This window comes from Roseateles asaccharophilus (assembly GCF_031458115.1).
Taxonomy (GTDB): Bacteria; Pseudomonadota; Gammaproteobacteria; order Burkholderiales; family Burkholderiaceae_C; genus Pelomonas; species Pelomonas asaccharophilus_A.
On sequence record NZ_JAVDXV010000002.1, the window covers coordinates 508740 to 534975 of the forward strand.

The window sequence follows — 26236 nt, forward strand, 5'->3', positions numbered from 1 at the left end:
GGTCAACGGCCGCGGCGCGGGCCGTGGTCGTCCCAGCGATCGCCCCTGCCGTCATGCCGGTCGTGTTCGCGGCGCGACTCCCAGCGGTCGTGGCGGTCATGGTGATGATGGTGGTGCCATTGGCCATGGCGCGGCGCCACGTACACCACCCGCGGCGGCGGCGGGGCGTAGTAGGACTCGCGATGCACGTAACGCGGTGCCGGCGTGTAGTAGACCGGTGCGGGTTCGTAGTAGCGGTGGCCGTCTGACACCACCACGCCCACCGGCGGCAGGTTGATGCCAATGGACCAGCGCGTATCGGCCTGGGCCGCGCCGGCGCCCAGCAGCGCGGCGCTGGTCATGAAGATGGCGGTGACGGTGCGAAGCATGGCGAACCTCCAGTTGACGGTGTGCTTGGCGATGCGTGAACAACGGCGCCGGCCGCGCGGCGTTGACCGGCAGCGCGTGTGCAGACGTAAGCGGTTCGCGGATCGTGCAACCGTCAGCGGCCCGTGCTGATGGGCACGATGCCCTTCACATAGCCTTGCGCCGCGCTGGCGATGCTCAGCGGCTGGCGGCGCATGGCTGGCGCGAAGGACAGATGGGTCCAGCGGCCGTACTCGTGGATGAGCTGATCGAACAGCAGATCGCTGGCGACGAGCTCCTCGCAGACCTTGAAGGGCGTCCCGAAATCCGGGCAGACGAAGTCCACCGCCCAGCCCTGCGTGTGGGCGCTGCTGTCCACGCCGCCCACAGCCTTGTTGACCGCCGGGCCGCGATAGCCGCTGTTGATGTGGATGGCACGGCCACCCAGCAGTTCGCGCACGCGCTCCATCAATTCGGCGGTGCGTTGCAGCCGCGCCTGCACCTCGGGAGGCGGCGTGTTGTCGAGCTTGTAGCGCTCGGCGGTGTCGGAGCGGATGAACTCGGCGAGCGAGAAGTTGGGACTGAGCTGGGTCATCGCGGCCTCACTTCTTGTCGTCAGCGCCGGCCGGCTTGGGGCCGGTGCCGCGCAGGTTGGTGAGCTTTTGCAGCAGGTCGAACCAGAACGGCGCGCCCAGCATGCCGGCCAGCGCCGTGACGACCCAGCCCAGCCAGCCCTCCCGGATGCGCTGCGGCGTGGGCATGTCGGCAGCGGTCGTGGCGCCGGGCACCGTGCGCGTGAGCTGGTCGCGGGCGGCCACCCATTGGTCCACGGCCTGGCGGTAGCGGGCCTCGGCGTCCGGTGCGGAAGCCGGGGCCGATGCGGCAGATGCCGCTGCCGGCGGATGCGCCGCGACGTACTGCGCCGCCTGTTGGGCCAGCGCCTCGCGCATGACCGGGTCGGCATACAGCTGCCGGGCCAGCGCGATGGCGTCGATGTTGAAGCTGGCCGCCAGCACGAACCCCAGCAGGAAGGTGATGAACTGGCTGAAGCGCTTGTACTCGCCGCTGAGCCGGTCCATCGCGTTGCCGTACCAGCGATCGATACCGGCGCGCAGCGCGTCCCAGTCGCCGCGTGCGTCCAGCAGCGCGCCCTCCAGCGCGGTCCTCAGCTGCCCCGGCGGCAGCAGCGCCACGCGGGCGGCCACCGCGTCAACGCTGGCCTCCGGCCGCTCCTGCAACAGTGCCTGCAGCAGCGCGCTGGTGAAGTGGGGCAGGGGCACATAGGACGGCGTGCTCTTGCCCGACGCGCCGGCCACCAGCGGGTGGCAGAACACGGCGGCGAAGCGCAGCGGCTCGAAGGGCTTGGGGTCGCCGTCGGCGAAGGTGACCTCGTGCAGCTCCGGCGACCGGGAGTCCACGGCGTCGGCCACCAGCTCGGCCGGCGGCTTGGCGGCCACCATCTTGTCCATCAGACCGAAGCCACCATGGGTCACCGGCACGGCAGGGTCGTCGATGAGCCGTGCCAGCGCCACCCGCAGCGCCCGGCCGCGCAGCTTCAGCGTGGCGGAGATGGCCTCCAGCGACGCCGACAGGAACAGCGAGAACAGCATGAACACGAACACCACGCCGATGACCACGCTCAGGACTTCATCCGCCATGCGGCCTCCGCTCGGTTGGGGGAACGGCTGGCGATTCTTCCCGGCGCCCCGGCGCGCGCATCCTCAACAAGACGGACTTTCCGGGTTGACCCTTAGGTGTTGCCGCGCGTGAGGCCCGCGTGGCTTGACCGATGCCCCGGGGCGGCTGTTTTTCGAAACTGCCGGCACGGTAGCGCCGCCTGTTCCGACGTGCGCGCCGCACTGGAGACAAGCTCACCATGTATCTGCGCCGCCACCTCGCGTGGGCGGGCGTTGCGATCCTCGGCGCTGCATCCCTCGCCACCGTGGCCCTGAGCCGCGGCGAGACGATCAGCGCGCTGTGGGTCGTGGCTGCCGCCTTGTGCGTCTACCTGATCGCCTACCGCTACTACAGCCTGTTCATCGCCGACAAGGTGCTGGGGCTGGACCCCAAGCGCCAGACGCCGGCCTGGAAGTACAACGACGGCCTGGACTACGTGCCCACCAACAAGCACGTGCTGTACGGCCACCACTTCGCGGCGATTGCCGGCGCCGGCCCGCTGGTGGGCCCGGTGCTCGCGGCGCAGATGGGCTATCTGCCCGGGCTGCTGTGGATCCTGGCCGGCGTCGTGTTCGCCGGCGCGGTGCAGGACTTCATCGTGCTGTTCATTTCCACGCGGCGCGATGGCCGGTCCCTCGGCGACCTCGTCAAGCAGGAGATGGGCACCATCCCGGGCCTGATCGCGTTGTTCGGCGCGTTCATGATCATGATCATCATCCTGGCGGTGCTGGCGCTCATCGTCGTGAAGGCGCTGGCCGAATCGCCGTGGGGCGCGTTCACCGTGGCGGCCACCATCCCGGTCGCGCTGTTCATGGGCGTCTACCTGCGCTTCATCCGGCCGGGGCGCATCGGCGAGGTGTCGGTCATCGGCTTCGTGCTGCTGATGGCGGCCATCTTCGGCGGCCAGTGGGTGGCCGAGCATCCGACGCTGTCGCACATGTTCACCTTCACGCCGGTACAGCTGGTGTGGGCGCTGATCGGCTACGGCTTCGTGGCCGCGTGCATTCCCGTGTGGCTGCTGCTGGCGCCGCGCGACTACCTGTCCACCTTCCTGAAGATAGGCACCATCGTCGCGCTGGCCATCGGCATCATCATCGTGGCGCCGCCGCTGAAGATGCCGGCCATCACGCAGTTCGCCGCCGGCAACGGCCCGGTCTGGGCCGGCAACCTGTTCCCCTTCCTGTTCATCACCATCGCCTGCGGCGCGGTCTCGGGCTTCCATGCGCTGATCTCGTCGGGCACCAGCCCGAAGCTGCTGGAGAACGAGACCCATGCCCGCTACATCGGCTACGGCGGCATGCTGGCCGAGAGCTTCGTCGCGGTGATGGCACTGGTGGCCGCGGCCTGCATCGAGCCGGGCATCTACTTCGCGATGAACAGCCCCGCAGCGGTGGTCGGCAAGGACGCTGCCACGGTCGCGCAGACGCTGTCCACCTGGGGCTTCGTCGTCACGCCCGAGATGCTGACGCAGGCCGCGTCGGACGTCGGCGAGAAGACCATCCTGGCCCGTGCCGGCGGCGCGCCGACGCTGGCCGTGGGCATGGCCGAGATCCTGCACCAGGTCATCGGCGGCAAGGCGATGATGGCCTTCTGGTACCACTTCGCCATCCTGTTCGAGGCGCTGTTCATCCTGACCGCCGTGGACGCGGGCACCCGCGCCGGCCGCTTCATGCTGCAGGACCTGCTGGGCAGCTTCGTGCCGTCGCTCAAGCGCACCGAGTCGTGGGTGGCCAACTTCATCGCCACCGGCCTGTGCGTGGCGGCCTGGGGCTACTTCCTGTACCAGGGCGTGGTTGATCCGCTGGGTGGCATCAACACGCTGTGGCCGCTGTTCGGCATCGCCAACCAGATGCTGGCCGCCGTCGCGCTGCTGCTGGGCACGGTCGTGCTGTTCAAGATGAAGAAGGACCGCTACGCGTGGGTGACGGCCGTGCCGGCCGCCTGGCTGCTGGTCTGCACGATGACCGCCGGCTGGCTGAAGATCTTCTCCAGCGACCCGAAGCTGGGCTTCCTGGCCCACGCCGACAAGTACGCCGCCGCCATTGCCAAGGGCGAGGTGCTGGCGCCGGCCAAGTCACTGGCCGCGATGGAACGCGTGGTCTTCAACGACCGCCTGGACGCCGCGCTGTGCGCGCTGTTCATGGGCGTGGTCATCAGCGTGCTGATCTACAGCGTGAAGGCCATCCTGCAGGCACGCCGCAACGGTCGCGTGACCGCGCAGGAAACGGCCTTCGTGCCGCTGCCGGCGGGCCAGCGTGCTTGAGATGCGTGATCTGGCTCAGGCGGGCCGCTACCTGACCCAGAGCCTGCGCCTGATGGTGGGCGTGCCGGACTACGGCAGCTATCTCGCCCACCACCAGACGACGCACCCGGACCGCGAGCCCATGAGCTACGAGGAGTTCTTCAAGGAGCGTCAGGCCGCGCGTTACAGCGCGCGTGTCGGGAAGTGCTGCTGACCGGGGCCCCACCGGTCCCGGTCAGCTCACGAGCTCGGAGGAATTGCGCCGCTCGCTAGCATGCGGCCATGCCCCTCACGACACCCAGCGCTGACTCGTCACGGCCAGGGAGTGCGTCATGACGCGCCCCGCCGGCAACGGCTTTCGCGGAAACAAGGCCGCGCTGCCCAGCAAGCCCTGCGCGGCCTGCGGCCTGCCCATGACCTGGCGCCGCCGCTGGGCCCGCAATTGGGCCGAGGTGAAGTACTGCTTCGAGGCCTGCCGCCGCCGTGGAGCCGGGCATGGCTGAGCTGCGCAGCCTCGTCCTCGTGCTGGGCGACCAGTTGGACCTGCAGGCCGCGGCCTTCGATGACTTCGACCCTGCTACCGACGCGGCCTGGATGGCCGAGGTGGCGGAGGAGTCCAGGCATGTCTGGTCGTCCAAGCCGCGCACGGCGGTGTTCCTGGCGGCCATGCGTCATTTCGCGTCGGCGCTGCAGGCGGCCGGCCGCCCGCTGCACTACCGCCGGCTGGACGACCCGGCCAACGCCGGCTCGCTGGCCGCGCAATTGCGTGCCGACCTGCAGCGCCTGCGGCCCGCGCGGCTGGTGATGACGGCGCCGGGCGACTGGCGGGTGCTGCAGGCGCTCAAGGACGTGGCTGAGGAGTCCGGCCTGCCGCTGGACGTCCGCGAGGACCGGCATTTCTTCGTCACGGTACGCGAGTTCGCGGCGCATGCGCGCGGCCGCAAGTCGCTGCGCATGGAGTTCTTCTACCGCGAGCAGCGCCAGCGCCACCAGGTGCTGATGCGCGACGGCCAGCCCGAGGGCGGCCAGTGGAACTTCGACGCCGACAACCGCGAGTCCTTCGGCGCCGCCGGCCCCGGGCTAGTGCCGCCGAGGCTGGGCTTCGAGCCCGATGCCGTCACGGGCGAGGTCATCGCCCTCGTCAATGCCCGCTTCGCCAGCCATCCGGGCCGACTGCAGGGCTTTGCCTGGCCGGTCACGCGCGAGCAGGCGCTGCAGGCCCTGCAGGACTTCGTTGGCCATCGGCTGCCCTTGTTCGGCCGCTACCAGGATGCGATGTGGCCCGGCGAGCCGTGGCTCTACCACTCCCACATCGCCGCGGCTCTCAACCTCAAGCTGCTGACCCCGCGCGAGGTGGTGGCGGCCGCCGAGGCGGCCTTCCACGCCGGCGACGCGCCGCTGGCCAGCGTGGAAGGCTTCATCCGCCAGATCCTGGGCTGGCGCGAATACGTGCGCGGCATCTACTGGACGCGCATGCCGCGCTATGCCGAACTGAACGCGCTGGAGGCCCACGAACCGCTGCCGGCGTGGTACTGGACCGGGGCCACCGACATGGCTTGCCTGCGCGATGCGCTGACCCAGACGCTGGACCACGGCTATGCCCACCACATCCAGCGCCTGATGGTCACCGGCCTGTATGCGCTGATGCTGGGCGTGCAGCCGCAGCAGGTGCATGCCTGGTATCTCGCGGTGTACGTGGACGCGGTGGAATGGGTGGAGCTGCCCAACACGCTGGGCATGAGCCAGTACGCCGACGGCGGCCTGATGGCCAGCAAGCCCTATGTGGCCACGGGCAAGTACATCCAGCGCATGAGCCCCTACTGCAAGGGTTGCCGTTACGACCCGGCGCAGCGCGTGGGCGAGCGGGCCTGCCCGTTCACCACGCTGTACTGGGACTTCCTGATGCGGCACGAGGCCTGGCTGGCCGGCAACCCGCGCATGGTGCTGCAGGTCAAGAACGTGGCGCGGCTGACGGAGGCCGAGCGCGACGCGATCGCCGAACGGGCCGCCGCCATCCGGCGCGGCGAAGTGGGCGCGGCGTGAGCGAGCGCTGTTCCGCTGGCCGCGTCGCCTGGGCGCTACAGCGTCGTGCTGCGCTTCCTCGCCATCGGCGGGTTCTTCGCGAAGTACTTCGCGATGCCGGCCGCCAGCGCGTCCACCAGTTCGTCTTGGTAGTCCGGGTCGCGCAGCTTCTTCTCTTCGTCGGGGTTGGAGATGAAGGCCGTCTCGACCAGGATGCTGGGGATGTCCGGCGCCTTCAGCACGGCAAAGCCGGCCTGCTCCACGCGCGGCTTGTGCAGCCGGCCGACCTTGCCGATCTGGCCCAGCACTTCCTTGCCCAGCTTCAGGCTGTCCTTGATCTGCGCGGTGGTGCTCATGTCCAGCAGCGCGCGCAGCACATTGGCGTCCTTGGTGGCGGCGCCGACGTTGACGCCGCCCACCATGTCGGCGGCGTTCTCCTTGTTGGCCATCCAGCGCGCGGCCGCGCTGGTGGCGGCGCCGTCGCTGAGCGCGAACACCGAGGCGCCGCGCGCCTGCTTGTTGATGAAGGCGTCGGCATGGATGGACACGAACAGGTCGGCCTGCACGCGCCGGGCTTTGCGAACGCGGTCCTGCAGCGGCACGAAGAAGTCCTTGTCGCGCGTCATCAGCACGCGGATGTTGGGGTTGGTCTGGAGCCGGTCGCGCAGCTTCAGGCCCACGGCCAGCACGACATCCTTCTCCTTCAGCCCCGTGGGGCCCACGGCGCCGGGGTCCTCGCCGCCATGACCGGGGTCCAGCGCGATGACGATGAGGCGGTCCATCGCGGCGGCGACCGCCGGCGTCTTGGGCTCGGGGGCGGGCTTGGACGCCGCAGCGACCGGTGGCGTGGCGGGCGGTGGTGGCGCGACCGGTTGGGGAGGGCGCTCGATCTTCTGGATCAGGTCTTCCAGCGAATCGTTGATCGCACTGGCCGCGGCCTCCGCGCGGCGCGCCGCGGCGGGCGGTGTGTTGTGCTCCTTGGCCAGCGCCACCAGCGGGTCGGCCTCCATGCGCGGATGCAAGTCCAGCACCAGCCGGTGCTTGTAGGCGGCCACCGGTGCCAGCGTGAACACCTGCGGCGCGGCGGCCTGCTTCAGGTCCAGCACGATGCGCACGACGGTGGGCGTGTTCTGGCCCACGCGCACGCCGGCGATGTAGGGGTCGTCGGCCTTCACCTTGCCGATCAGCTCGCGCAGGCCCGGGCTCAGGCTCAAGCCGTCCACGTCGATGACCAGCCGGTGCGGCGAATCGACGAGGAAGTGCTTGGCCGCCAGCGGCTTGTCGGACTCGATGGTCACGCGCGTGTAGTCGGCCGCCGGCCAGACGCGCACGGCGACGATGCTGGCCTGGCCGCCGGCCGCCAGCGTCAGCGGCGCCTGCAGCAGCAGCGCGAGGAAGCCGAGGGAGTCGCGGCGCTTCATTGCAGCGCCTCCACCAACTTGGCGGTGCCGATGACACGAACGCGGCGGCTGTCGTCGGGCATCAGCTCGATGAACAGCTGCAGGTCGGCTGGCGGCAGCTGGCCGGCGGCCTTCTCGGGCCACTCGCACAGCTTCAGGCCGGGCGCGGCGAACACGTCGCGAAAGCCGGCGTCCTCCCACTCGCGCGGGTCGCCGAAGCGGTAGAAGTCGAAGTGGCTGGCGGTGCCGCCGGCCGGGAGTTCATAGCTCTCCATGACGGCGTAGCTGGGGCTCTTGATGCGGCCTTGGACGCCCAGCGCGCGCAGCAGCAGGCGCGTGAACGTCGTCTTGCCGGCGCCTAGCGGCCCGTGCAACTCGATGAGTGCGTTGGGAGAGGGGAGCATCGCCGCCGCGAGACGTCCGGCGGTGGCCTGGGCCGCGACCTCGTCGGGCCACAGCAGATGCGTTTCTAAAATCGGTGCCAAATGCAAGAGGTCCCGTCCACTGTCGATGCCACCGCGCTGCTGGAGCGTTTGCGGGGCTGGGCTCGTGAGCTGGGATTCTCACAGATCGCGGTGGCCGATGTGGACCTCAGCAGCGCCGAACCCGGCCTGCAGGCCTGGCTGGATGCCGGCCACCACGGCCGCATGCACTACATGGCCTCGCACGGCCTGAAGCGCGCGCGGCCGGCGGAGCTGGTGCCGGGCACGCTGCGCGTCATCACGGCGCGCATGGACTATCTGCCGCAGGCCTCAGAGCCCGGCTGGCAAGCCGTCGAATGGGCCGGCCTGGAGACACCGGCACAGGCGCAGATCTCCATCTACGCCCGCGGCCGCGACTATCACAAGGTGCTGCGCAACCGGCTGCAGAAACTGGCCGAGAAGCTGCAGGCCGACGTGGGCCCGCTGGGCTTTCGCGTGTTCACCGACTCGGCGCCGGTGCTGGAGGTGGAGCTGGCCGCGCGCTCGGGCCTGGGCTGGCGCGGCAAGCACACGTTGACGCTGCACCGCGAGGCCGGGTCGATGTTCTTCCTCGGCGAGATCTTCATCGACCTCGCGCTGCCGACCACCGAGCCGGTCACGGGCCATTGCGGCGAGTGCCGGGCCTGCATCGACATCTGCCCCACGGCGGCCATCACCGAGCCCTACCGCGTCGATGCGCGGCGCTGCGTCTCCTACCTGACCATCGAGCACGACGGCGCTATTCCCGAAGAGCTGCGCCCGCTGCTGGGCAACCGCATCTATGGCTGCGACGACTGCCAGCTGGCCTGCCCGTGGAACAAGTTCGCCAAGCCGGCCGTGCTGGCCGACTTCGACGTGCGCCCGGGCATGGCGGGCGCGCCTATTGCCCAGTTGCTGGGATGGGACGAGGACGAGTTCTTGCGCCGCACCGAAGGCTCGGCGATACGCCGCATCGGCTTCGCGCGCTGGCGGCGCAACCTGGCCGTGGCGGCCGGCAATGCGCTGCGCCGGCGCGACGACGCGGGCCTGCGGGCCGCTCTGCAGCGGGCCGGGCAGGGCGCCGATGCGCTGGTGGCCGAGCACATCGAATGGGCCTTGTCCGCGCCGCCCGCGGCTGGCGCGTTATCGTCCGACCGTTCCGTTCCGGAGTTTTGAATGACGTTGTTTCGCCGCCGTGATGTCCTGACCCTGGCCGCCGCCGCCGTGGCACTGCCGGCCCAGGCGCTGCGCTACGAAGGCCAGGATTTCGCGGACACCGTGCAGCTGGGCGGCACCACGCTGCAGCTCAACGGCGTCGGCGCCAAGGTGTTCGTGCTGAAGTATTCGGCCTATCTGGCCGCGCTCTACCTGCCGCAGAAGGCCAGCACGCCGGAAGCGATCTACGCGCAAACAGGCCCCAAGCGGGTGGAGCTGCGCATCGTCATCCCGATGGTGAAGGACGTGTCCACGCAGGAGTTCGTCAAGGCCATCGACAAGGGCGTGCGCCGCAACAGCAGCGAGGCCGAACTGGCCGCGGTGACCGAGCGCGTGCGGCAGTTCAACGCAACCATCGCCGAGGTGGGCCGCGTGAAGAAGGGCGACACGCTGGTCATCGACTACCTGCCCGCGCAGGGCGGCACCGTGCTCACGGTCAACGGCAAGGTGCGCGGCCAGCCCATCGAGGGGCAGGATTTCTACACGGCCTTCCTCAAGGTTTTTCTCGGCGCGAAGAACAGCGATGAACGGCTGCGCGCCAGCATGCTGGGCCAGCCGGGCTAGCATCCACCCACCATCACAAGGAGACTGTCCTCATGCAACGTCGCACCGTCCTCCAGGCCGCCGCACTGGCCGGCGTCAGCCCGCTGGCCTTCGCGCAGGCCTATCCGAACAAGCCCGTGCGTCTCATCGTGCCGTTCGCGCCGGGGGGCACGACGGACATCATTGCCCGCATCGTGTCCGAGCGCATGAACGCGATCCTGGGCCAGACCATGGTGGTCGAGAACAAGGCCGGCGGTGGCGGCACGGTGGGCGCGACCGAGATCGCGCGCGCCGCGGCCGACGGCTACACGCTGGGCGTCGCCACGGTGTCCACCACGGCGGCCAACCCGGCCATCAACAAGAAGATCGCCTACAACCCGCTCACCGACTTCACCCCGGTCATCAACATCGCGGCGACGCCCAACGTCATCGCGGTGCACCCGAGCTTCCCGGCCAAGGACTACAAGAGCTTTGTCGCCGAGCTGAAGAAGAACCCCGGCAAGCACAGCTACGCCAGTTCCGGCACCGGCGGCATTGGCCACCTGCAGATGGAGCTGTACAAGACGCTGGCCGGCGTGTTCGTGCTGCACATCCCTTACCGCGGCGCCGGTCCGGCGCTGAACGACACCGTGGCCGGCCAAGTGCCGGTGATCTTCGACAACCTGCCGTCGGCGCTGCCCTTCATCAAGGACGGCCGCCTGGTGCCCATCGTCGTCGCGTCGTCGCAGCGCGTGGCCGCGCTGCCCAATGTGCCGACGTTCAAGGAAGTGGGGCTGGAGCCGGTCAACCGCATGGCCTACTACGGCATCCATGCGCCCAAGGCTTTGCCGCGCGACATCGTCGACAAGATCAACGCCGCGGTGCGCAAGGCGCTGGAGAACCCCGACGTGAAGAAGCGCATCGAGGACACCGGCTCGCTGATCGTGGCCAACACGCCCGAGCAGTTCGCGGCGCAGATCGCGGCGGAATTCGAGGTTTACAAGAAGGTCGTGGCGCAGCAGAAGTTGTCGCTTGATTGACCCAGGCATCGAGTCCTTCATCGAGGCGCTCTGGCTGGAAGACGGCCTGAGCGCCAACACGCAGGCGGCCTACCGGCGTGATCTCGCCGCGCTGGCCGCCTGGCTGAAGCCCACGCCGCTGGATGCCTGCAGCGAGGCACAGCTGTTCGGCTACGCCGTGGCCAAGCCTGCCGGCAAGTCCACCAGCGCGAACCGGCGGCTGTCGGTGTTCAAGCGCTACTTCCGCTGGGCGCTGCGCGAGGGGCGCATCCAGGCCGATCCCACACTGAAGCTGACCGCGGCCAAGCAGCCGCTGCGCGTGCCCAAGCTGCTCAGCGAGGCGCAGGTGTCGGCGCTGCTGGATGCGCCCGACGTGAACACTGCCTTGGGCCTGCGCGACCGCGCGATGCTGGAGCTGATGTACGCCAGCGGCCTGCGCGTGTCGGAGCTGGTCACGCTGAAGAGCGCCCACGTCGCGTTCAAGGATGCCGTGCTGCACATCACCGGCAAGGGCAGCAAGGGCCGGCTGGTGCCGTTCGGCGAGCATGCGCGCGACTGGATGGCGCGCTATCTGCGCGACGCGCGCGCCGAGATCCTGGCCGGGCAGAGCAGCGACGACCTGTTCGTCACGGCGCGCGGCGCCGGCATGACGCGGCAGATGTTCTGGACGCTGATCAAGCGGCACGCGCTGGCGGCCGGCATCACGGCGCCGCTGTCGCCGCACACGCTGCGTCATGCGTTCGCGACGCACCTGCTCAACCATGGCGCGGACCTGCGCGCCGTGCAGCTGCTGCTGGGGCATGCCGACCTGTCGACGACGCAGATCTACACCCATGTCGCGCGCGAGCGGCTGAAGGCGCTGCACGCGCAGCACCACCCGCGCGGCTGATCAGAACTGGTAGCGGGCCGTCAGCGTGGCGCCGCGTGGCTTGCCGCAGGTGTAGCCGCTCCAGCTGCTGCTGTAGTACTTCTTGTCGAACAGGTCGTCGATGTTGGGCTGCACGAAGGACTGCTTGCTGAGGTCGTACTTCGCCATCAGGCTGGCCACGGCGTAGGCAGGCTGGCCCACGCGTTCGCTGAGCTGGGTGACGGGGTTGTGGCGGTGGACATCTGCGCGCTTTCCCAGTCCACGCCGGCGCCGATGCTGAGGCCTTGCAGGCGGCCGTCGAAGGCGACCTTGCCAAACAGCTTGAGCAGCTTGCGCGCGGTCCGTGGCCTTGAACGACACGCCCGGCGTGCTCTGCAGCGCGTCGGAGATGCTGCTCATCGCCTGGTCCTTCAGGCGCTCCTGCGTGATGACGGTCAGTGACTGCGGCGTCTCGCGGGGCGAGAGAGTCAGCCCCGTCGCGGACGGTGTCGCGTCCACGGTGTACGACTTGTCGTCCAGGCGGTTGGCCACGACGCGGACGGTGGGCAGCACGGGCGCGTCCGTCTTGGCGTCGGCGGGTGCCTGGGGCAGCGCTCCCGGCCCCGCCAGTGCGGATGCGGGTGTTCTCGGACTTTGTTGTTAATGCGAATCACTATCAAATGTGGATTGAGCCTGCCTGTCATTGACGAAGGGGACGCAGGACAGGTCGGCGACGGGTTGCCGCACCGATGTGGCGCGCGATGGGCCGGCGTGAGGCACTGCCGCACCAGCGCACAGCCGTCCCGTTTGTCGCAGCAGGGCTTCCTTCGTTTCGTTGGTTTCAACCTGTCGGCGGGCCACAACAGCGACCTCCGCGGTGGGCCAGGGCGCGAGCAAACTCCGCCGCCATCAACAACTTCACGGAGTTTCTTCATGCACGCTACCCGCCTGCTGCCCACCGCACTTGCCGTCCTCAGCCTCTGCGGTACCACCGCGGCACTCGCCCAGGAGGCCAGCAGCCTCGAACGCGTGACGGTGGTGGGCTCGCGCAAGTCGCTGCCGGCGGCGTCCAGCACCGACACGCTGGTGCCCGTGGACATCTATTCGATGAGCAAAGTCACGGAAGGCGGTGGTCAATTCGACCTGGCGCAGACGCTTCAATACCTGTCCCCGTCGTTCAACTCCACGCGCCAGACCGGCGCGGACGGCGCCGACCTGATCGACTCCGCCGCGCTGCGCGGCCTGGGCTCGGACCAGACGCTGGTGCTGGTGAACGGCAAGCGTCGCCACACGGTGGCGCTGGTGAACCTGTTCGGCGCGCGCAACCGTGGCTCCACGGGCACGGACATGAACTCGCTGCCGCTGCTGGCCATCGACAACGTGCAGGTGCTGCGCGACGGCGCCGCGGCGCAGTACGGCTCGGACGCCATCGCCGGCGTCATCAATGTGCAGCTGAAGAAGAAGGCCGGTTGCGAAGCGGTGGCCGGCTACGGCCAGTACTCGGCCGGCGACGGCAAGAACTACCTGGCCTCGGCCTATTGCGGCGTGAAGCTGGCCGGCGGCTCGCTGGGCATCACCGGCGAATGGCAGGACCGCGGCCGCTCCAACCGCAACAACCCCGATGACGAGAACATCGGCCCCCGCACCATCGGCGACACGGCGGTCAAGAACAAGACCGTCTACCTGAATGGCGAGTTCCCGCTGGCCGGCGACAACAAGGTCTACCTGACGGCCGGCGCGCAGGACCGCGACGCGTCCTCCGGCGCCTGGTCGCGCGCGGGCCTGGGCTCCGACGACATCCCCAGCCGCAACTCGGCCGCGATGTACCCCAACGGCTTCGTGCCCTACATCAACGGCGACATCCAGGACCGCTACGTCAGCGTCGGCTGGAAGTCCTCTTTCGCGGACTGGGACACCGACCTGTCGCAGACCTATGGCTCCAACAAGATGCGCTACAACATCAGCAACACGCTGAACGCATCCATCGCCAACAAGGATCTGCTGGTCGGCGGCAAGGGCATCAGCGCGAGCAGCTTCGATGCCGGCGGCTTCGGCTTCAGCCAGGCGACGACCAACTTCGACGTCAGCCGCTTCTTCCCCGACCTGCTCGGGGGCAGCAACATCGCCTTCGGCGCCGAGTACCGCAAGGAGAAGTACGACATCGTGGCCGGTGAGCCGGGCTCCTACATCGATGCCGACGGCCTGGGCCAGGGTGGCAACGCCGGCAGCCAGGGCTTCCCGGGCTTCCAGCCGGCCGACGCGACCAACCGCAGCCGCACCAGCAAGGCCGTCTACGCGGACTGGGAAGCCACGCTGACACCGGCGCTGACGCTGAGCGCGGCCGTGCGCGGCGAGCACTACAGCGACTTCGGCTCCACCACCACGGCCAAGCTGGCCGGCAGCTACAAGCTCACCCAAGAACTGCTGCTGCGCGGCGCCGCCAGCACGGGCTTCCGCGCGCCCAGCCTGCAGCAGCTGTACTTCTCGTCGACCTTCACCGACTTCATCAACCAGAAGCCGCTGGACGTGGTGCTGGCGCCCAATGGCAGCGCCATCACCAAGGCCGCGGGCGTGCCGGCGCTGAAGCAGGAGAAGTCCAAGAACATGACCGTGGGCTTCACCTTCAAGCCCAGCGCCGATTCGGCCGTCACGGCCGACCTGTACCAGATCAACATCAGCGACCGTATCGTGCTGTCGGGCCGCTTCGACGACAGCAACTACCCGGCGCTGGGCACCATCCTGCAAGGCCTGGGCGTGGGCCAAGCGCAGTTCTTCGTGAACTCGGTGGACACGCGCACGCGCGGCCTGGACGTGACCGCATCCAACCGCACGAAGCTGGGCGAGGGTCAACTCAGCACCTTCCTGGCGTTCAACATGAGCCGCACCAAGGTGACCAACGTCCATGCGCCGGCCCTGCTGCAAGGCTACGAAGACGTGCTGCTGTCCACGCGTGAGCGCCTGTTCATCGAGGAGGGCGGCCCGCGCAGCAAGGCCACGCTGGGCTTTGAATACGCCCGCGGCGCCTGGACGGGCGAAGTCAAGTTCATCTACTTCGACAAGCAGACGCAGGGCGGCTTCTCGGACGGCGTCTACCTGTCGTACAAGCCCAAGGCCTCGATGGACCTGGGCCTGAGCTGGCAGGCCACGCCGGCGCTGAAGCTCAGCGTGGGCGGCAACAACGTGTTCAACGTGAAGCCCACCCGCCAGGATCCGTATGAGACCGACAACGGCTTCTATTACGACAGCGTGCAGTTCGGCCTGAATGGCGCGTCCTACTTCGCGCGGGCGCACTACCGCTTCTAAGAACCACGCGGACAATCAGGGCGGATGGACCACAGCTTCCTTTCCGCCCTGATCCTGCTGCTGCTGGTGCTGGACCCGCTCGGCAGTCTGCCCGTCTTCATCCCCATCATGCGCGCCGTGCCGCCTGAGCGGCGCACGCGCGTGGCGATGCGCGAAGTGGGTATCGCGTTCTGCGTGCTGTTCGCCTTCATGTTCCTGGGCGAGGGCTTCCTGCGGGTCATGCACCTGTCGGAGCGCTCGCTGGAAGTGGCAGGCGGCGTCATCCTGATGATCATCGCGATCCGCATGATCTTCGGCAGCTCGGCCGAGTCGGCCTACGGGCTGGAGCCGGGCAAGGAGCCGCTGATCTTCCCGCTGGCCGTGCCGCTGCTGGCGGGGCCGTCGGCGATGGCGACGGTGCTGCTGCTGGCGTCACGCCAGCCGGATCGCATCTACGAATGGATAGGCGCGCTCAGCGCGGCGCTGCTGGTGTCCGGCATCGTGCTCGTCCTGGCCGATCGCATCCGCAAGCTGCTGGGCGATTCGGTCGTGTCGGCGCTGGAGAAGCTGATGGGGTTGGTGCTGACGGCCATCGCCGTCGAGATGGTGCTGGCCGGGTTGAAGCGCTACTTCGTCGGCGGGCTCTGAGTCACGGCGTCGTCCTGACCAGCGATCACGGCCGTGGCCCAAGGGGCACGCAGTTGCCAGCCCAATGATTCATACAGTCTGCGCCCCTCGGGGGTGGCCACCAGCACGCCGGCGTGGCGACCGCGCGCATGAGCGCGAGCTTGCAATGCGGCCATGACGGCGCGGCCCAGGCCCAGCCGCTGGTGGGCGGGCTCCGTGATGATGCGGTCGTAGGTGGCCCAGCGCTCGCCCAGCGCCACATGGCCCGCGGAGGCGGAAGCGCCGTCCGGTGCCAGCACCTGCGCGCTGACGAGATCGCCTTCGCCGGTCAACGCCAGCACATAGCCCGGCGGCAGGGGCCTTGAAGTGGGTAAGGGCTGGTCGCCGCAGCTCATCAGGAAGCCGTCGGCTTCCATCTGCCAGTGCGCCGGCAGCAGCGCGCGCAGCGCGTCGGCCGTGGCGCAGGCCTTCAGGAAGACCCAGGGCTCGGTGATGCTGCGGCCCAGTTGGGCCAGTGTGGGTGACGGCCCATCGAAAACATAGCGCCGCGCATGTCGCGGCTGCTGGACTTCGACGCGGTAGCCGTCGGCGTGTGCAATGGGGGCCGGCACTTGCCGGCTGATGGACCAGCCGTGGAGCCAGGCCAGCACCAGGCCGGCCAGCTCGTCATCGGCCGTCGGCATCACTTGTTCTTCTTGGCTTCCTTGCCCTTGGGAATCACCGAGGTCATCGGCGCGACGGGGCGGTCAGAGCCGGCCGACTTGCCCGGTGCGGCGTCCTTCTTGGGCTTCTTCGCCATCTTGTTGCTGCGCTGTTCGGTGTTGGCCATGAGTCCTCCGTGTGAAGAGAGATAAAAAAGAAGGCCGCACTATGCCTCAGCGTCGTAGCGCGCCTTGGCAGGACTTTCCGCCCATTGCGCAGCGGTGATGTCGTAGCGGGCGCAGTCCATGTCGTACCAGCGGCCGATGCCGGTGTAGCTCATGCCCAGCCGCTCCATGACGGTGGACGAGGCGGTGTTCTCCGGCTGGCAGACGGCGCAGACCCGCTCGGGCTTCAGCGTCGCGAAGGCCCAGCCCACCATGTGGCGGGCGGCCTCGCTGGCATAGCCCTGGCCCCAGGAATCCTGGCGCAGCCGCCAGCCGGTCTCCAGCGGCTCGGCCGGGTCGCGGTTCAGGTGCTGGATGCAGCCGCAGCCGATCAACTGGCCGTTGTCCTGGCGGATGAAGCCCCACCACGAGTAGCCGAACTCGGCCCAGCGCGCCTTCACGCGGTCGATCATCAGCTGCGTGTCCTCAGGTGTGTCGGGCCGGCCGGTGATGTGGCGCATCACCACCGGGTCGCGGTTCAGCTCGTGCAGGCCGGCGAAGTGACGGTCGTCCAGCGGCTCCAGCCGCAGTCGGGGCGTGATCAAGGTGGTCATGGTTGGATTCTGAAACCAGCTGTTCCCACGATTCGAAAGTCACTTTCCGGATCGTGAAATGGATGCTTGTTGCGCCGCCGCAAGATTTCTCATTATGGTGAATTGCGTTTTGTGATTTGAAAAATATATTTCAAGTTATTGTTTTTAAAAGATAAAGTTTTTTGTCTTGTAGAAGACTTGGGGGTGCACAAGGGTCGGCTCGAGGACTAGTCTTACGCCATCGGTTTTCGATGTTTGCAAGGAGCTTCCATGACCCGCCTGACCCGTGAACAACAGATCGCAGCCCTGGAAAAAGACTGGGCCGAGAACCCGCGCTGGAAAGGCATCAAGCGCGGCTACAGCGCCGCCGACGTCGTGCGCCTGCGCGGCTCCGTCGACATCGAGCACACGCTGGCCAAGCGCGGTGCCGAGAAGCTGTGGAACCTGGTCAACACCGAGCCCTTCATCAACGCGCTGGGCGCGCTGACCGGCAACCAGGCCATGCAGCAGGTCAAGGCCGGCCTGAAGGCCATCTACCTGTCGGGCTGGCAGGTCGCCGGCGACGCCAACAGCAACGGCGAGATGTACCCCGACCAGTCGCTGTACTCGGTGGACTCGGTGCCCAAGGTCGTCAAGAAGATCAACGCGACTTTCAAGCGCGCCGACGAGATCCAGTGGAGCGAAGGCAAGGACGACATCGACTTCTTCGCCCCCATCGTGGCCGACGCCGAAGCCGGCTTCGGCGGCGTGCTGAACGCCTTCGAGCTGATGAAGGCCATGATCGAGGCCGGCGCCTCGGGCGTGCACTTCGAAGACCAGCTGGCCAGCGCCAAGAAGTGCGGCCACATGGGCGGCAAGGTGCTGGTGCCGACGCGTGAAGCCGTGGCCAAGCTGGTTGCGGCCCGCCTGGCGGCCGACACCATGGGTGTGCCCACCGTGCTGGTGGCCCGTACCGACGCCGAAGCCGGCGACCTCGTCACCGCCGACATCGACGACAACGACAAGCCCTTCTGCACCGGCGAGCGCACCGTCGAAGGCTTCTACCGCACGAAGAACGGCCTGGAGCAGGCCATCAGCCGCGGCCTGGCCTACGCGCCGTACGCGGACCTGATCTGGTGCGAGACCGGCAAGCCCGACCTGGCCTTCGCCAAGGCCTTCGCCGACGCCATCCACGCGAAGTTCCCCGGCAAGCTGCTGGCCTACAACTGCTCGCCCAGTTTCAACTGGAAGAAGAACCTGGACGACGCCACCATCGCCAAGTTCCAGCGCGAGCTGGGTGCGATGGGCTACAAGTTCCAGTTCATCACGCTGGCCGGCTTCCACAGCCTGAACTACTCGATGTTCAACCTGGCGCACGGCTATGCCCGCAACCAGATGAGCGCGTTCGTCGAGCTGCAGGAAGCCGAGTTCGCGGCCGCCGAGAAGGGCTTCACCGCTGTCAAGCACCAGCGTGAAGTCGGCACCGGCTACTTCGATGCGGTTACCACCACCATCGAAGCTCAGGCCTCTACCGCGGCCTTGAAGGGTTCCACCGAGGACGAACAGTTCTTCGATGCGAAGCACGGCTGATCAGATCCAGTCAGACGTCAACTCCTGACTTTTACGGCCCGCCTACCCGGCGGGCCTTTTTTCTTGTCATGCTTGCGCCATTCCGGCCTCACGGATTGACGCCATGAACCCGACGACGACACCTTCAACGTTCAGCTTCGGTGCCTGGTGGGCGCGGCGGCGGGACGAGCGCCAGCGGCTCGCTTCAGGCAAGCGCTGCCCACCGGCCACCGTTGCGGTGGAGCAGATCCCGGCCGGCATCCGCGCGGCCTGGGCTCAGCAGGCGCCTGCGGAGTTCCCCGGCCTGGCCGTTGATGAGCGCGGCTGGCGGCATGGCGCGCTGGGCCTGGCGCAATTCTTCGAAGCCTGCCGGCTGCAGCACGGGCAGGGGCCTTGCGCGCTGCCCAGCAAGGCGGCGGATTCGGTCTGGCATGTGTGGCTGCAGGTGGATGCGGCCGGCCTGGCGGCCTGGCAGCAGCGTTTCTTCGGCCGCGAGGTGCCGCATCGCGAGGCCGCCGAGCTGGGCGCGCCGCTGGAGGATTGCCTGGCCCGCACCTGGGTGGGCGCCTGCCGCAGTGAAGGCCTGAGCCCGCTGGGCCCGCGGTTGCCGCTCGTGTTCGCCGTCGACGGCCTGCTGGGCCTGCCCACGGGCTGGGCCTACCAGCATCGTGGCGGGGTGCTCAGCCATCAGCAGATTGACGGGTTCGGCTCGCCCGGCGGCAGCGCCTATGTGCATGCCGGCATGGCGGCCGGCGGCCTGCTGGCGCTGGGTCTGGTCAGTGACGAGGAGTTGGCCGCGCTGCGCCGCGCACAGGGTGATGGCGCCACGGGCAGCGGCTTTGTCGCAGATGGCAGCAGCTGCGACAGCGGCAGCGCCAGCTGCGACGGTGGCGGCTCGGGCTGCGGCGGCAGCGGCTGCGGTGGTGGGGGAGGGAGTTAGCGGCCCGACACCTGGAAGGCGCCGACCGCGCCGGTCAGCGTCACGGCCTGCTCGCGCAGGCTCTCGGCCGCCGCGGTGGACTGCTCAACCAGCGCCGCGTTCTGCTGCGTGACCTGGTCCAGCTGCGTGATCGCGATGTTGACCTGCGCGATGCCGTCGGACTGCTCGGCCGTCGCGGTCGTGATCTCGCCCATGATGTCCTTCACGCGCTGCACGGCGCCGACCAGCTCGTCCATGGTCTTGCCCGCCTCGGCCACCAGCTTGGAGCCGGCTTCCACACGCTCCACACTGCTGCCGATCAGGCTCTTGATCTCCTTGGCGGCATCGGCCGAGCGGCCCGCCAGCGAGCGCACCTCGCCGGCCACGACCGCGAAGCCTCGGCCTTGCTCACCGGCGCGCGCGGCCTCGACCGCGGCATTCAGCGCCAGGATGTTGGTCTGGAAGGCGATGCCATCGATGACGCTGATGATGTCGGCGATCTTGCGCGAGCTGGCATTGATCTCGTCCATCGTGTTCACGACCTGGCCCACCACCTCGCCGCCGCGCTGCGCGACGCTGGCGGCCGACACCGCCAGCTGATTGGCCTGGCCGGCCGATGCCGCCGACTGCTGCACGGTGCCGGTCAGCTGCTCCATGGCGCTGGCCGTCTCTTCCAGGCTGGACGCGGCCTTCTCGGTGCGCGCGCTCAGATCCTGGTTGCCGCTGGCGATCTCGGCCGCGGCAGTGTTGATGGATTCGGCCGAATCGCGGATGCCGCCGATGGTCTTGCCCAGCGTCTCGCGCATGCGGCGCAGCGTCATCTGCAGCTGGCCGATCTCGTCGGAGCGGGCGGCCATGCCCGAGCCCGAGCGGGTCAGGTTGCCGCTGGCCACGCGTTCGGCCAGGTCGTTGGCGGCCGCCAGCGGCACGGTGATGCTCAGCGTGATGCGCCAGGCGGCCAGGATGCCCAGGCCCAGGATCAGCAGGCCCAGCGCGATCAGCAGCGTGCGGCTGCGGCTGGCGGTCGAGTCGATCTGCGCGGCGGTCTCGTCGATGCTCTTGCGCTGGTGATCCAGGAAGTTCTGCATGCGCTCCAGGTAGGCCTTGGAGCCCGGCACGAAGACTTCGGTCAGCAGCTTGTCGGCGCCTTCGGCGTCGCCGTCCTTCTTCAGCTGAGTGATGCGGTCGCGCGACGCGAGGTAGACCTTGCGCGCTTCACCGACGGCATCGAACAGCTTCTGCTCCTCGGGCGAGCGGATCAGGCCCTTGAGCTTCTCCTGCATCTCGCCGGAGGACTTGGTGGATTGGGCGGCCTCTTCCTTGAAAAGCTCCACCAGCGACGCATCGGAACTCTTGGCGATCGCCATCGTGCGGCGCACGCCGCTGTTGATGTTGCGGCTCCAGTCGCCGATCAGGCGCTCCTTGGTCAGCGGCTCGGCCATCATCTGCCGCGTGGCCTCGGCTGTGCTCGACAACCGCCATGAAGCCAGCGCAATGACCAGCGCCGCCAAAACCAGCACCAGGCCGAAGCCGGCGGCCAGTCGTTTCCCAATCGACAGATTCATTCTTCGTCTCCTCGCGTCATCGCAGCGCCCTTTTGGGGGACCGACGATGCTAGCCCGCAGACCGGCCCGCTCGCATGGAGGAGACAGGCCTCGTCAGCGCGAAGCGGCCAGGAGTGCCAAATAGTCCTCAGCGCTGGCGATGCGCGGGTTGGTCTTGTGGCAGTGGTCCAGCAGCGCGTGCTCCACGATGCGCGCGTCCAGCTCCGGCCCCGCGCCCATCGCGGCCAGCCCGGTGGGCAGGCCCAGCCGGGCGTTCATCGCGGTGATGGCGTCGGCCACCGCGTTGGCGTCGTTGCCGGCCAGGCCCATCGCGTGCGCCAGTCGCGCCATGCGCTGCTCGCGCTTGACGCTGTCCGCCTCGGCGTTGAAGCGGATGACGGCCGGCAGGAACACCGCGTTCAGCGTGCCGTGGTGCAGGCGCGGGTTGATGCCGCCCAGGCTGTGGCTCAGCGAATGCACGGCGCCCAGGCCCTTCTGGAAGGCCATCGCGCCGTGCACGCTGGCGCACATCATGTCCAGCCGGGCCTCGCGGTCCTGGCCGTGGCGCGTGGCGCGCTCGATGCTCTGCCAGCCGCGGCGCAGGCCCTCCAGCGCGATGCCATCGGCCGGCGGGTTGAAGGCCGGTGCGAGGAAGGTCTCGATGCAGTGCGCGATCGCGTCCATGCCGGTGGCGGCGGTCAGGTGCGGCGGCAGCGCCAGCGTCAGCTCGGGGTCGCAGATGGCGGCCTTGGGCAGCAGCTCCCAGTTGTGGAAGCCCAGCTTGCGGCCGTCGTCGACGATGAGGATGGCGCCGCGCGCGACCTCGCTGCCGGTGCCGGCCGTCGTCGGCACCGCGATGACCGGCAGTACCTTGGACGTGATGTTGACCGCGCCGCCCTCGATGGTGGCCCAGCGCTTCAGCGGCCCCTCGTGCGTGGCGGCGATGGCCACGCCCTTGGCCAGGTCGATGCTGGAGCCGCCGCCGATGGCGATGAGGCCGTCGCAGCCTTCGGCTTGCAGCTGCTCCACGGCCAGCCGCACGGCGGCCTCGGTGGGGTTGGGCGGCGTGCGGTCGAACACGGCGGGCGGCGTCGCGAAGGCCGCCAGCGCCTTGTCCAGCACGCCGGCCGCACGTACGCCGGCGTCGGTGACGACCAGCGGCCTGCGCATGCCGGCGCGCTCGCACTCGGCGGGCAGCAGGCGGCTGGCGCCGAACTCGATCTCGATGCGGGTCAGGTAGAGGATCTGGGCCATGGCATGAATTCCGCAATGTCTTTCCACATCCTAGGCTCGCCTGCCTAGACTTGGCGTCATGCGCGCGACTCGACTCCCCCTGCTGTTGCTGTCCTTCGTCCTCGTGGCCTGCGGCGGGGGAGGGGGCGATGGCGGCAGCACCACGCCACCGCCGGTCGACAACCAGCCGGGACTGACCGACACCACCGTCTATTCCTCCGCGCCGGAGGCGTCGCTGCCGGGCGCCGTCGAGGCGGCGGCGGTCAGCACGCAGACACTGACGGCCGGCGGCCAGACGCTGAGCTACACGGCCACCGCCGGCCACCTGATCGCCCGCGATGCCAACGGTGCCGCCCAGGCCTCGGTGTTCTACGTGGCCTACACGCAGCCCGGTGCTGATGCGGCGACGCGCCCGGTCACGTTCTTCTACAACGGCGGGCCGGGCTCGGCCTCGGTCTGGCTGCAGCTGGGCAGCTTCGGCCCCAAGCGGCTCGTCACCGGCGTGCCCGACACGACGCTGGCGCGCCCGTTCGCGATGGTGGACAACGCCGAGCACCTGCTGGGACACAGCGACCTCGTGTTCGTCAACGCGGTGGGCAGCGGCTACTCGCAGGCCATCGCGCCGTTCATGAACCGCAGCTTCTGGGGCGTGGACAGCGACGCCGCGCTGTTCCGCGACTTCATCCTGCGCTACCTCGCCGCCAACAACCGCGCCGCATCGCCCAAGTACCTGTTTGGCGAGAGCTACGGCGGCCCGCGCACCGCGGTGCTGGCGCGCCGGCTGCAGGACAGCGGCGTGATGCTCGACGGGCTGGTGCTGCTGTCGCCGGCCATGGACTACAACAGCAACTGCGGCATCACCGGCAACCTGGGCTGCGCGGGCTACCTGCCCAGCTATGCGGCGGTGGGGGCCTTCCACGGGCTGACGCGGCCGGTGCCGACCGATCTGAACGCCTGGGCAGCCCAGGCGCGCAGCTACGCCGGCAGCGTCTACGCACCGGCCGTGCAGGCCTGGCTGGCCAACGGCCAGCAGGCGCCCGCGCTGTGGCAGCCGCTGGCCGACCTGACCGGCCTGCCGGCCGCGCAATGGCAGGCCAACCTGAACGTCGGCGCCACGAGCTATCGCCAGCAGCTGATCCCCGGCCAGCTGCTGGGCCGCTACGACGGCCGCATGAAGGCCGCCAATGGCAGCGCGCTGGCCGCCGAGGGCGACCCGTCCAGCACCTGGATTGGCGCCAGCTTTTCGCAGGGCATAGGCACGCATCTGCGCGACCAGCTGGGCTACCGCAACGCCTCGACTTACGTGATGTTGAGCAACGCCATCCAGTTCTGGGACTTCAGCCACGCCGGCCGCGCGCTGCCCGACACGCTGCCCGACCTGGCCGCCGCGCTGGCGCAGAACCCGCGGCTGCGCGTACTGGCCGTCAGCGGCTATCACGACCTGGCCACGCCCTTCCACCAGACCGAGACCGACCTGGCCCGCGTGGACGCCGCGCGCGTGAAGATCCGCAACTACGTCGGCGGCCACATGATGTACCTGGACGACGCCAGCCGCATTGCGCAGCTGGCCGACCTCAAGGCCTTCTACGCGAACACGCTGGCCTTGCGCGCCAACGCCGACCTCGGGCCAGAGCGCCGCGCGCTGGCGACCCGCCCCTTCGTCATGCGCGACCGCGCCGGCACGCCGCAGGCACCCGGCAGCGTGGCGCCCACGCAGGACCAGGCTTTCCAGGCGCCGTTGCGCGACCCGTGGGTGCCGCCCAAGAGGTGAGGGTGCATCCACGTGGCCGAGGAAGTCGCGCAGGGCATGCCAATCTAGGCGCGAAGCGCAGCCGTAGTGCGCTACGGCGAGCATTCGCAACGACGGGTGGCGTGCTCTGCGCGGCTTGAGCGGGCATGGGGATGTGCCTTCACCTCTTGCAAAATCCCGCGGCAATGACGCAATCTTTGTCCCCCCGCATGGCCGAGCTGCTGGCGCGCATCCACCGCGCCAACCGCCCGCCCTTCCACAGCCTGACGCCGCGCGAGGCCCGCATCGCCTACCGCATGGGCGCCGAGATCCTGGACCTGCCGCGCGCGCCGCTGGCCCGCGTGCAAGACCTGCAGGTCGCCGGCCGGCCCGCGCGGCTTTACGCGCCCAGCGACGCCCAGCTGCCCGTGATGCTCTATCTGCACGGCGGTGGCTTCACCATCGGCGACCTGGAGACGCACGACAGCCTGTGCCGCCAGATCAGCCTTCGTAGCGGCGCCGCCGTGCTGGCGCTGGACTACCGGCTCGCGCCCGAGCACCGCTTTCCCGCCGCCGTGGACGATGCCTGGGCCGCGCTGGCGTGGCTGCACGAACAGGCGCACACGCTGGGGCTGGACGGCTCGCGCCTGGCCGTGGGCGGCGACAGCGCCGGCGGTACGCTGGCTGCCGGCTGCGCCTTCTTTGCCCGCGACCGCGGCCTGCCTTTGGCGCTGCAGCTGCTGATCACGCCGGGCACCGACGCTCACATGAGCCACGACTCGCACCGCCGCTTTGCCGAGGGCTTCCTGCTGGACGCCAAGAGCATCGAATGGTTCTTCGGCCACTACATCGATGCCGGACAGCGCACGGACTGGCGCTTTGCGCCGCTGCATGCCGAGGACCACGCCGACCTCGCGCCCGCCGCCGTGCTGTTGGCCGAGGCCGACCCGCTGGTGGACGAAGGCCTGGCCTATGCCGATGTGCTGCGCACGGCCGGCGTGCCGGTGCAACTGGAGCTGGCGCGCGGCGTCACGCACGACTTCATCAAGATGGGCCGCAGCCTGCCCGAAGCCATCGCCGCGATGGACTTCTGCGCTGCGGCCCTCAGGGACGCACTACAACCATGAAACGCCCCGATTTCCGCTACTTCGAACCCCTGCGCGTGCGCTGGGCCGAGATCGACGCCCAGGGCATCGTCTTCAACGGCCACTACCTGACCTACCTCGACACTGCGATGAGCGGCTACTGGCGCGCGCTGGCGCTACCCTATGCCGACACGATGAAGCAGCTGGGCGGTGACCTGTTCGTGCGCCGCGCCGCGCTGGACTACCTGGGCTCCGCGCGCTACGACGACCGGCTGGACATCGGCGTGCGCTGCCGCGAGTTCGGCAACTCCTCCATGAAGGTGGACGGCGGTCTCTTTCGCGGCGACCAGCTGCTGGTGCAGGCCGACATGGTCTACGTGTTCGCCGACGCGACGGCGCAGACGCCGCTGCGCGTGCCCGATGCGCTGCGCGATGTCATCCACGGCTTTGAGGCGGGCCAGCCGGTCGTGGACGTGGAGGTGGGCGCGTGGCGCGACCTGGGCGACGCCGCCGGCGCGATCCGCCGTGAGGTCTTCATCGAGGAGCAGGGCATCCCGGCCGAGATGGAGTGGGACGCGGCCGATGCCAGCTGCCTGCACGCGCTGGCGCGCAACCGCTTCGGCATGCCGCTGGCCACGGGCCGCATGCTGGAGCATGTGCCCGGCGTCGCCAAGATCGGCCGCATGGCCGTGCGCCGCTCCATGCGCGGCACCCAGATCGGCCGCCAGGTGCTGGAGGCGCTGATGGCGCAGGCCAAGCAGCAGGGCTACCGCGAGGTGTTGCTGCATGCGCAGTTGAGTGCCGAGAACTTCTACCTGCGCGCGGGGTTCCAGCGGCGCGGCCAGCCGTTTGAAGAGGCGGGCATCGGGCACGTGGAGATGGTCAGGGGGCTTTAACCCAGCATCTCGAAGCGCTCGACCTTGCGTTCACCGGCCAGCCACTGAGCCATCGCTGCCGCCACCTGCGGCTCGCGGTGCGTCCAGCCTTCGGGATAGATCTCCATCCACGTCCAGCGTCCGTCAGCATCCGGTTCTGGCCGTTGCAGCAGCTCGATCGGCGCCTCGACGCGCGCCTTGCGGAAGGCGACGAGTGCGTCGTCCACATGCTCGGCCGCGACGCGGTAGTAGACGTACAGCTGCAC

At 69.0% G+C, this 26236-nt stretch carries 27 protein-coding genes; 15 read left to right on the forward strand and 12 right to left on the reverse strand.

What is annotated here, in order from left to right; translation table 11 throughout:
* Positions 1-2 precede the first annotated feature (2 nt).
* The 3 genes from J2X21_RS06885 to J2X21_RS06895 all read right to left on the reverse strand — a co-directional run bounded on the left by J2X21_RS06885 (position 3) and on the right by J2X21_RS06895 (position 2003).
* Positions 3-368 (reverse strand): hypothetical protein, encoded by a 366-nt coding sequence (locus J2X21_RS06885; protein ID WP_310326526.1) that lies wholly within the window; start codon positions 366-368, stop codon positions 3-5.
* A 113-nt stretch (positions 369-481) separates the two neighbouring features.
* Positions 482-940: a D-Ala-D-Ala carboxypeptidase family metallohydrolase gene (locus J2X21_RS06890; RefSeq protein ID WP_310326528.1), complete on the reverse strand. Its 459-nt coding sequence runs from the start codon at positions 938-940 to the stop codon at positions 482-484.
* A gap of 7 nt (positions 941-947) precedes the next feature.
* Entirely contained in the window at positions 948-2003 is a 1056-nt protein-coding gene (locus J2X21_RS06895) for a hypothetical protein (RefSeq protein ID WP_310326530.1), read from the reverse strand.
* A 218-nt stretch (positions 2004-2221) separates the two neighbouring features.
* Between J2X21_RS06895 and J2X21_RS06900 the strand changes: the two genes are divergently transcribed.
* The 4 genes from J2X21_RS06900 (at position 2222) to J2X21_RS06915 (ending at position 6307) form a co-directional block, all read left to right on the forward strand.
* The gene (locus J2X21_RS06900) at positions 2222-4285 is read left to right on the forward strand and encodes a carbon starvation CstA family protein (RefSeq protein ID WP_310326533.1); all 2064 of its coding nucleotides are present in this window, start codon (positions 2222-2224) and stop codon (positions 4283-4285) included.
* 1 nt (position 4286) lies between these two features.
* Positions 4287-4478 carry a YbdD/YjiX family protein gene (locus J2X21_RS06905; RefSeq protein ID WP_310326536.1) on the forward strand — a complete coding sequence of 64 codons (192 nt, stop codon included), beginning with the start codon at positions 4287-4289 and terminating at the stop codon, positions 4476-4478.
* A 118-nt stretch (positions 4479-4596) separates the two neighbouring features.
* Positions 4597-4767 carry a DUF2256 domain-containing protein gene (locus J2X21_RS06910; protein ID WP_310326539.1) on the forward strand — a complete coding sequence of 57 codons (171 nt, stop codon included), beginning with the start codon at positions 4597-4599 and terminating at the stop codon, positions 4765-4767.
* Positions 4760-6307 (forward strand): cryptochrome/photolyase family protein, encoded by a 1548-nt coding sequence (locus J2X21_RS06915; RefSeq protein ID WP_310326541.1) that lies wholly within the window; start codon positions 4760-4762, stop codon positions 6305-6307. The genes J2X21_RS06910 and J2X21_RS06915 overlap by 8 nt, the downstream gene beginning before the upstream one ends.
* A gap of 35 nt (positions 6308-6342) precedes the next feature.
* On the opposite strand, the gene J2X21_RS06920 is transcribed toward J2X21_RS06915, so the two are convergent.
* Together J2X21_RS06920 and tsaE are read right to left on the reverse strand one after the other, a co-directional pair.
* A complete protein-coding gene (locus J2X21_RS06920; protein ID WP_310326543.1) occupies positions 6343-7707 on the reverse strand; it encodes an N-acetylmuramoyl-L-alanine amidase in 1365 nt (454 codons plus the stop codon).
* Positions 7704-8177 (reverse strand): tRNA (adenosine(37)-N6)-threonylcarbamoyltransferase complex ATPase subunit type 1 TsaE, encoded by a 474-nt coding sequence (gene tsaE / locus J2X21_RS06925; RefSeq protein ID WP_310326545.1) that lies wholly within the window; start codon positions 8175-8177, stop codon positions 7704-7706. Before tsaE ends, J2X21_RS06920 begins: the two co-directional genes overlap by 4 nt.
* Between tsaE and queG the strand changes: the two genes are divergently transcribed.
* The 4 genes from queG to xerD are packed head-to-tail and all read left to right on the forward strand — an operon-like array spanning position 8172 to position 11771.
* Entirely contained in the window at positions 8172-9302 is a 1131-nt protein-coding gene (gene queG / locus J2X21_RS06930; protein ID WP_310326547.1) for a tRNA epoxyqueuosine(34) reductase QueG, read from the forward strand. The genes tsaE and queG overlap by 6 nt on opposite strands.
* Positions 9303-9905, forward strand: coding sequence for a chalcone isomerase family protein (locus J2X21_RS06935; RefSeq protein WP_310326549.1), 603 nt, complete (start codon positions 9303-9305; stop codon positions 9903-9905).
* Positions 9906-9937: 32 nt separating this feature from the next.
* Entirely contained in the window at positions 9938-10903 is a 966-nt protein-coding gene (locus J2X21_RS06940; protein ID WP_310326552.1) for a tripartite tricarboxylate transporter substrate binding protein BugE, read from the forward strand.
* Positions 10896-11771 carry a site-specific tyrosine recombinase XerD gene (gene xerD / locus J2X21_RS06945; RefSeq protein ID WP_310326554.1) on the forward strand — a complete coding sequence of 292 codons (876 nt, stop codon included), beginning with the start codon at positions 10896-10898 and terminating at the stop codon, positions 11769-11771. Before J2X21_RS06940 ends, xerD begins: the two co-directional genes overlap by 8 nt.
* On the opposite strand, the gene J2X21_RS06950 is transcribed toward xerD, so the two are convergent.
* Entirely contained in the window at positions 11772-12302 is a 531-nt protein-coding gene (locus J2X21_RS06950; RefSeq protein ID WP_310326556.1) for a TonB-dependent receptor plug domain-containing protein, read from the reverse strand.
* A 360-nt stretch (positions 12303-12662) separates the two neighbouring features.
* Between J2X21_RS06950 and J2X21_RS06955 the strand changes: the two genes are divergently transcribed.
* Entirely contained in the window at positions 12663-15032 is a 2370-nt protein-coding gene (locus J2X21_RS06955) for a TonB-dependent receptor plug domain-containing protein (protein WP_310326558.1), read from the forward strand.
* Between the two features lie 24 nt (positions 15033-15056).
* The gene (locus J2X21_RS06960; protein ID WP_310326560.1) at positions 15057-15659 is read left to right on the forward strand and encodes a MarC family protein; all 603 of its coding nucleotides are present in this window, start codon (positions 15057-15059) and stop codon (positions 15657-15659) included.
* On the opposite strand, the gene J2X21_RS06965 is transcribed toward J2X21_RS06960, so the two are convergent.
* From J2X21_RS06965 to J2X21_RS06975, 3 genes are read right to left on the reverse strand one after another with little or no spacing between them, the layout of a single operon-like run.
* A complete protein-coding gene (locus tag J2X21_RS06965) occupies positions 15638-16321 on the reverse strand; it encodes a GNAT family N-acetyltransferase (protein ID WP_310326562.1) in 684 nt (227 codons plus the stop codon). The genes J2X21_RS06960 and J2X21_RS06965 overlap by 22 nt on opposite strands.
* Positions 16321-16467, reverse strand: a complete 147-nt coding sequence (locus tag J2X21_RS06970; protein ID WP_310326564.1) for a hypothetical protein — start codon at positions 16465-16467, stop codon at positions 16321-16323. The genes J2X21_RS06965 and J2X21_RS06970 overlap by 1 nt, the downstream gene beginning before the upstream one ends.
* Before the next feature lie 39 nt (positions 16468-16506).
* Complete coding sequence (locus tag J2X21_RS06975; protein WP_310326566.1) at positions 16507-17058, reverse strand: GNAT family N-acetyltransferase; 552 nt, start codon at positions 17056-17058, stop codon at positions 16507-16509.
* A gap of 249 nt (positions 17059-17307) precedes the next feature.
* On the opposite strand from J2X21_RS06975, the gene aceA reads away from it, so the two are divergent.
* Positions 17308-18606 carry an isocitrate lyase gene (aceA, locus tag J2X21_RS06980; RefSeq protein WP_404666592.1) on the forward strand — a complete coding sequence of 433 codons (1299 nt, stop codon included), beginning with the start codon at positions 17308-17310 and terminating at the stop codon, positions 18604-18606.
* A gap of 103 nt (positions 18607-18709) precedes the next feature.
* On the forward strand, positions 18710-19525 hold the full coding sequence (locus tag J2X21_RS06985; protein ID WP_310326568.1) for a hypothetical protein: 816 nt from the start codon (positions 18710-18712) through the stop codon (positions 19523-19525).
* Here the strand turns inward: J2X21_RS06985 and J2X21_RS06990 are convergent.
* Positions 19522-21069 carry a methyl-accepting chemotaxis protein gene (locus J2X21_RS06990; protein ID WP_310326571.1) on the reverse strand — a complete coding sequence of 516 codons (1548 nt, stop codon included), beginning with the start codon at positions 21067-21069 and terminating at the stop codon, positions 19522-19524. The genes J2X21_RS06985 and J2X21_RS06990 overlap by 4 nt on opposite strands.
* A 93-nt stretch (positions 21070-21162) precedes the next feature.
* Positions 21163-22302, reverse strand: coding sequence for an iron-containing alcohol dehydrogenase (locus tag J2X21_RS06995; RefSeq protein WP_310326573.1), 1140 nt, complete (start codon positions 22300-22302; stop codon positions 21163-21165).
* Between the two features lie 58 nt (positions 22303-22360).
* Between J2X21_RS06995 and J2X21_RS07000 the strand changes: the two genes are divergently transcribed.
* The 3 genes from J2X21_RS07000 (at position 22361) to J2X21_RS07010 (ending at position 25991) form a co-directional block, all read left to right on the forward strand.
* Positions 22361-24052, forward strand: a complete 1692-nt coding sequence (locus tag J2X21_RS07000) for a S10 family peptidase (protein WP_310326576.1) — start codon at positions 22361-22363, stop codon at positions 24050-24052.
* A 188-nt stretch (positions 24053-24240) separates the two neighbouring features.
* Positions 24241-25137 (forward strand): alpha/beta hydrolase, encoded by an 897-nt coding sequence (locus J2X21_RS07005; protein WP_310326579.1) that lies wholly within the window; start codon positions 24241-24243, stop codon positions 25135-25137.
* Positions 25134-25991: a YbgC/FadM family acyl-CoA thioesterase gene (locus tag J2X21_RS07010; RefSeq protein WP_310326581.1), complete on the forward strand. Its 858-nt coding sequence runs from the start codon at positions 25134-25136 to the stop codon at positions 25989-25991. The genes J2X21_RS07005 and J2X21_RS07010 overlap by 4 nt, the downstream gene beginning before the upstream one ends.
* Here the strand turns inward: J2X21_RS07010 and J2X21_RS07015 are convergent.
* Positions 25988-26236 carry a DUF4936 family protein gene (locus tag J2X21_RS07015; protein ID WP_310326584.1) on the reverse strand — a complete coding sequence of 83 codons (249 nt, stop codon included), beginning with the start codon at positions 26234-26236 and terminating at the stop codon, positions 25988-25990. The two genes, J2X21_RS07010 and J2X21_RS07015, sit on opposite strands and share 4 nt — an antisense overlap.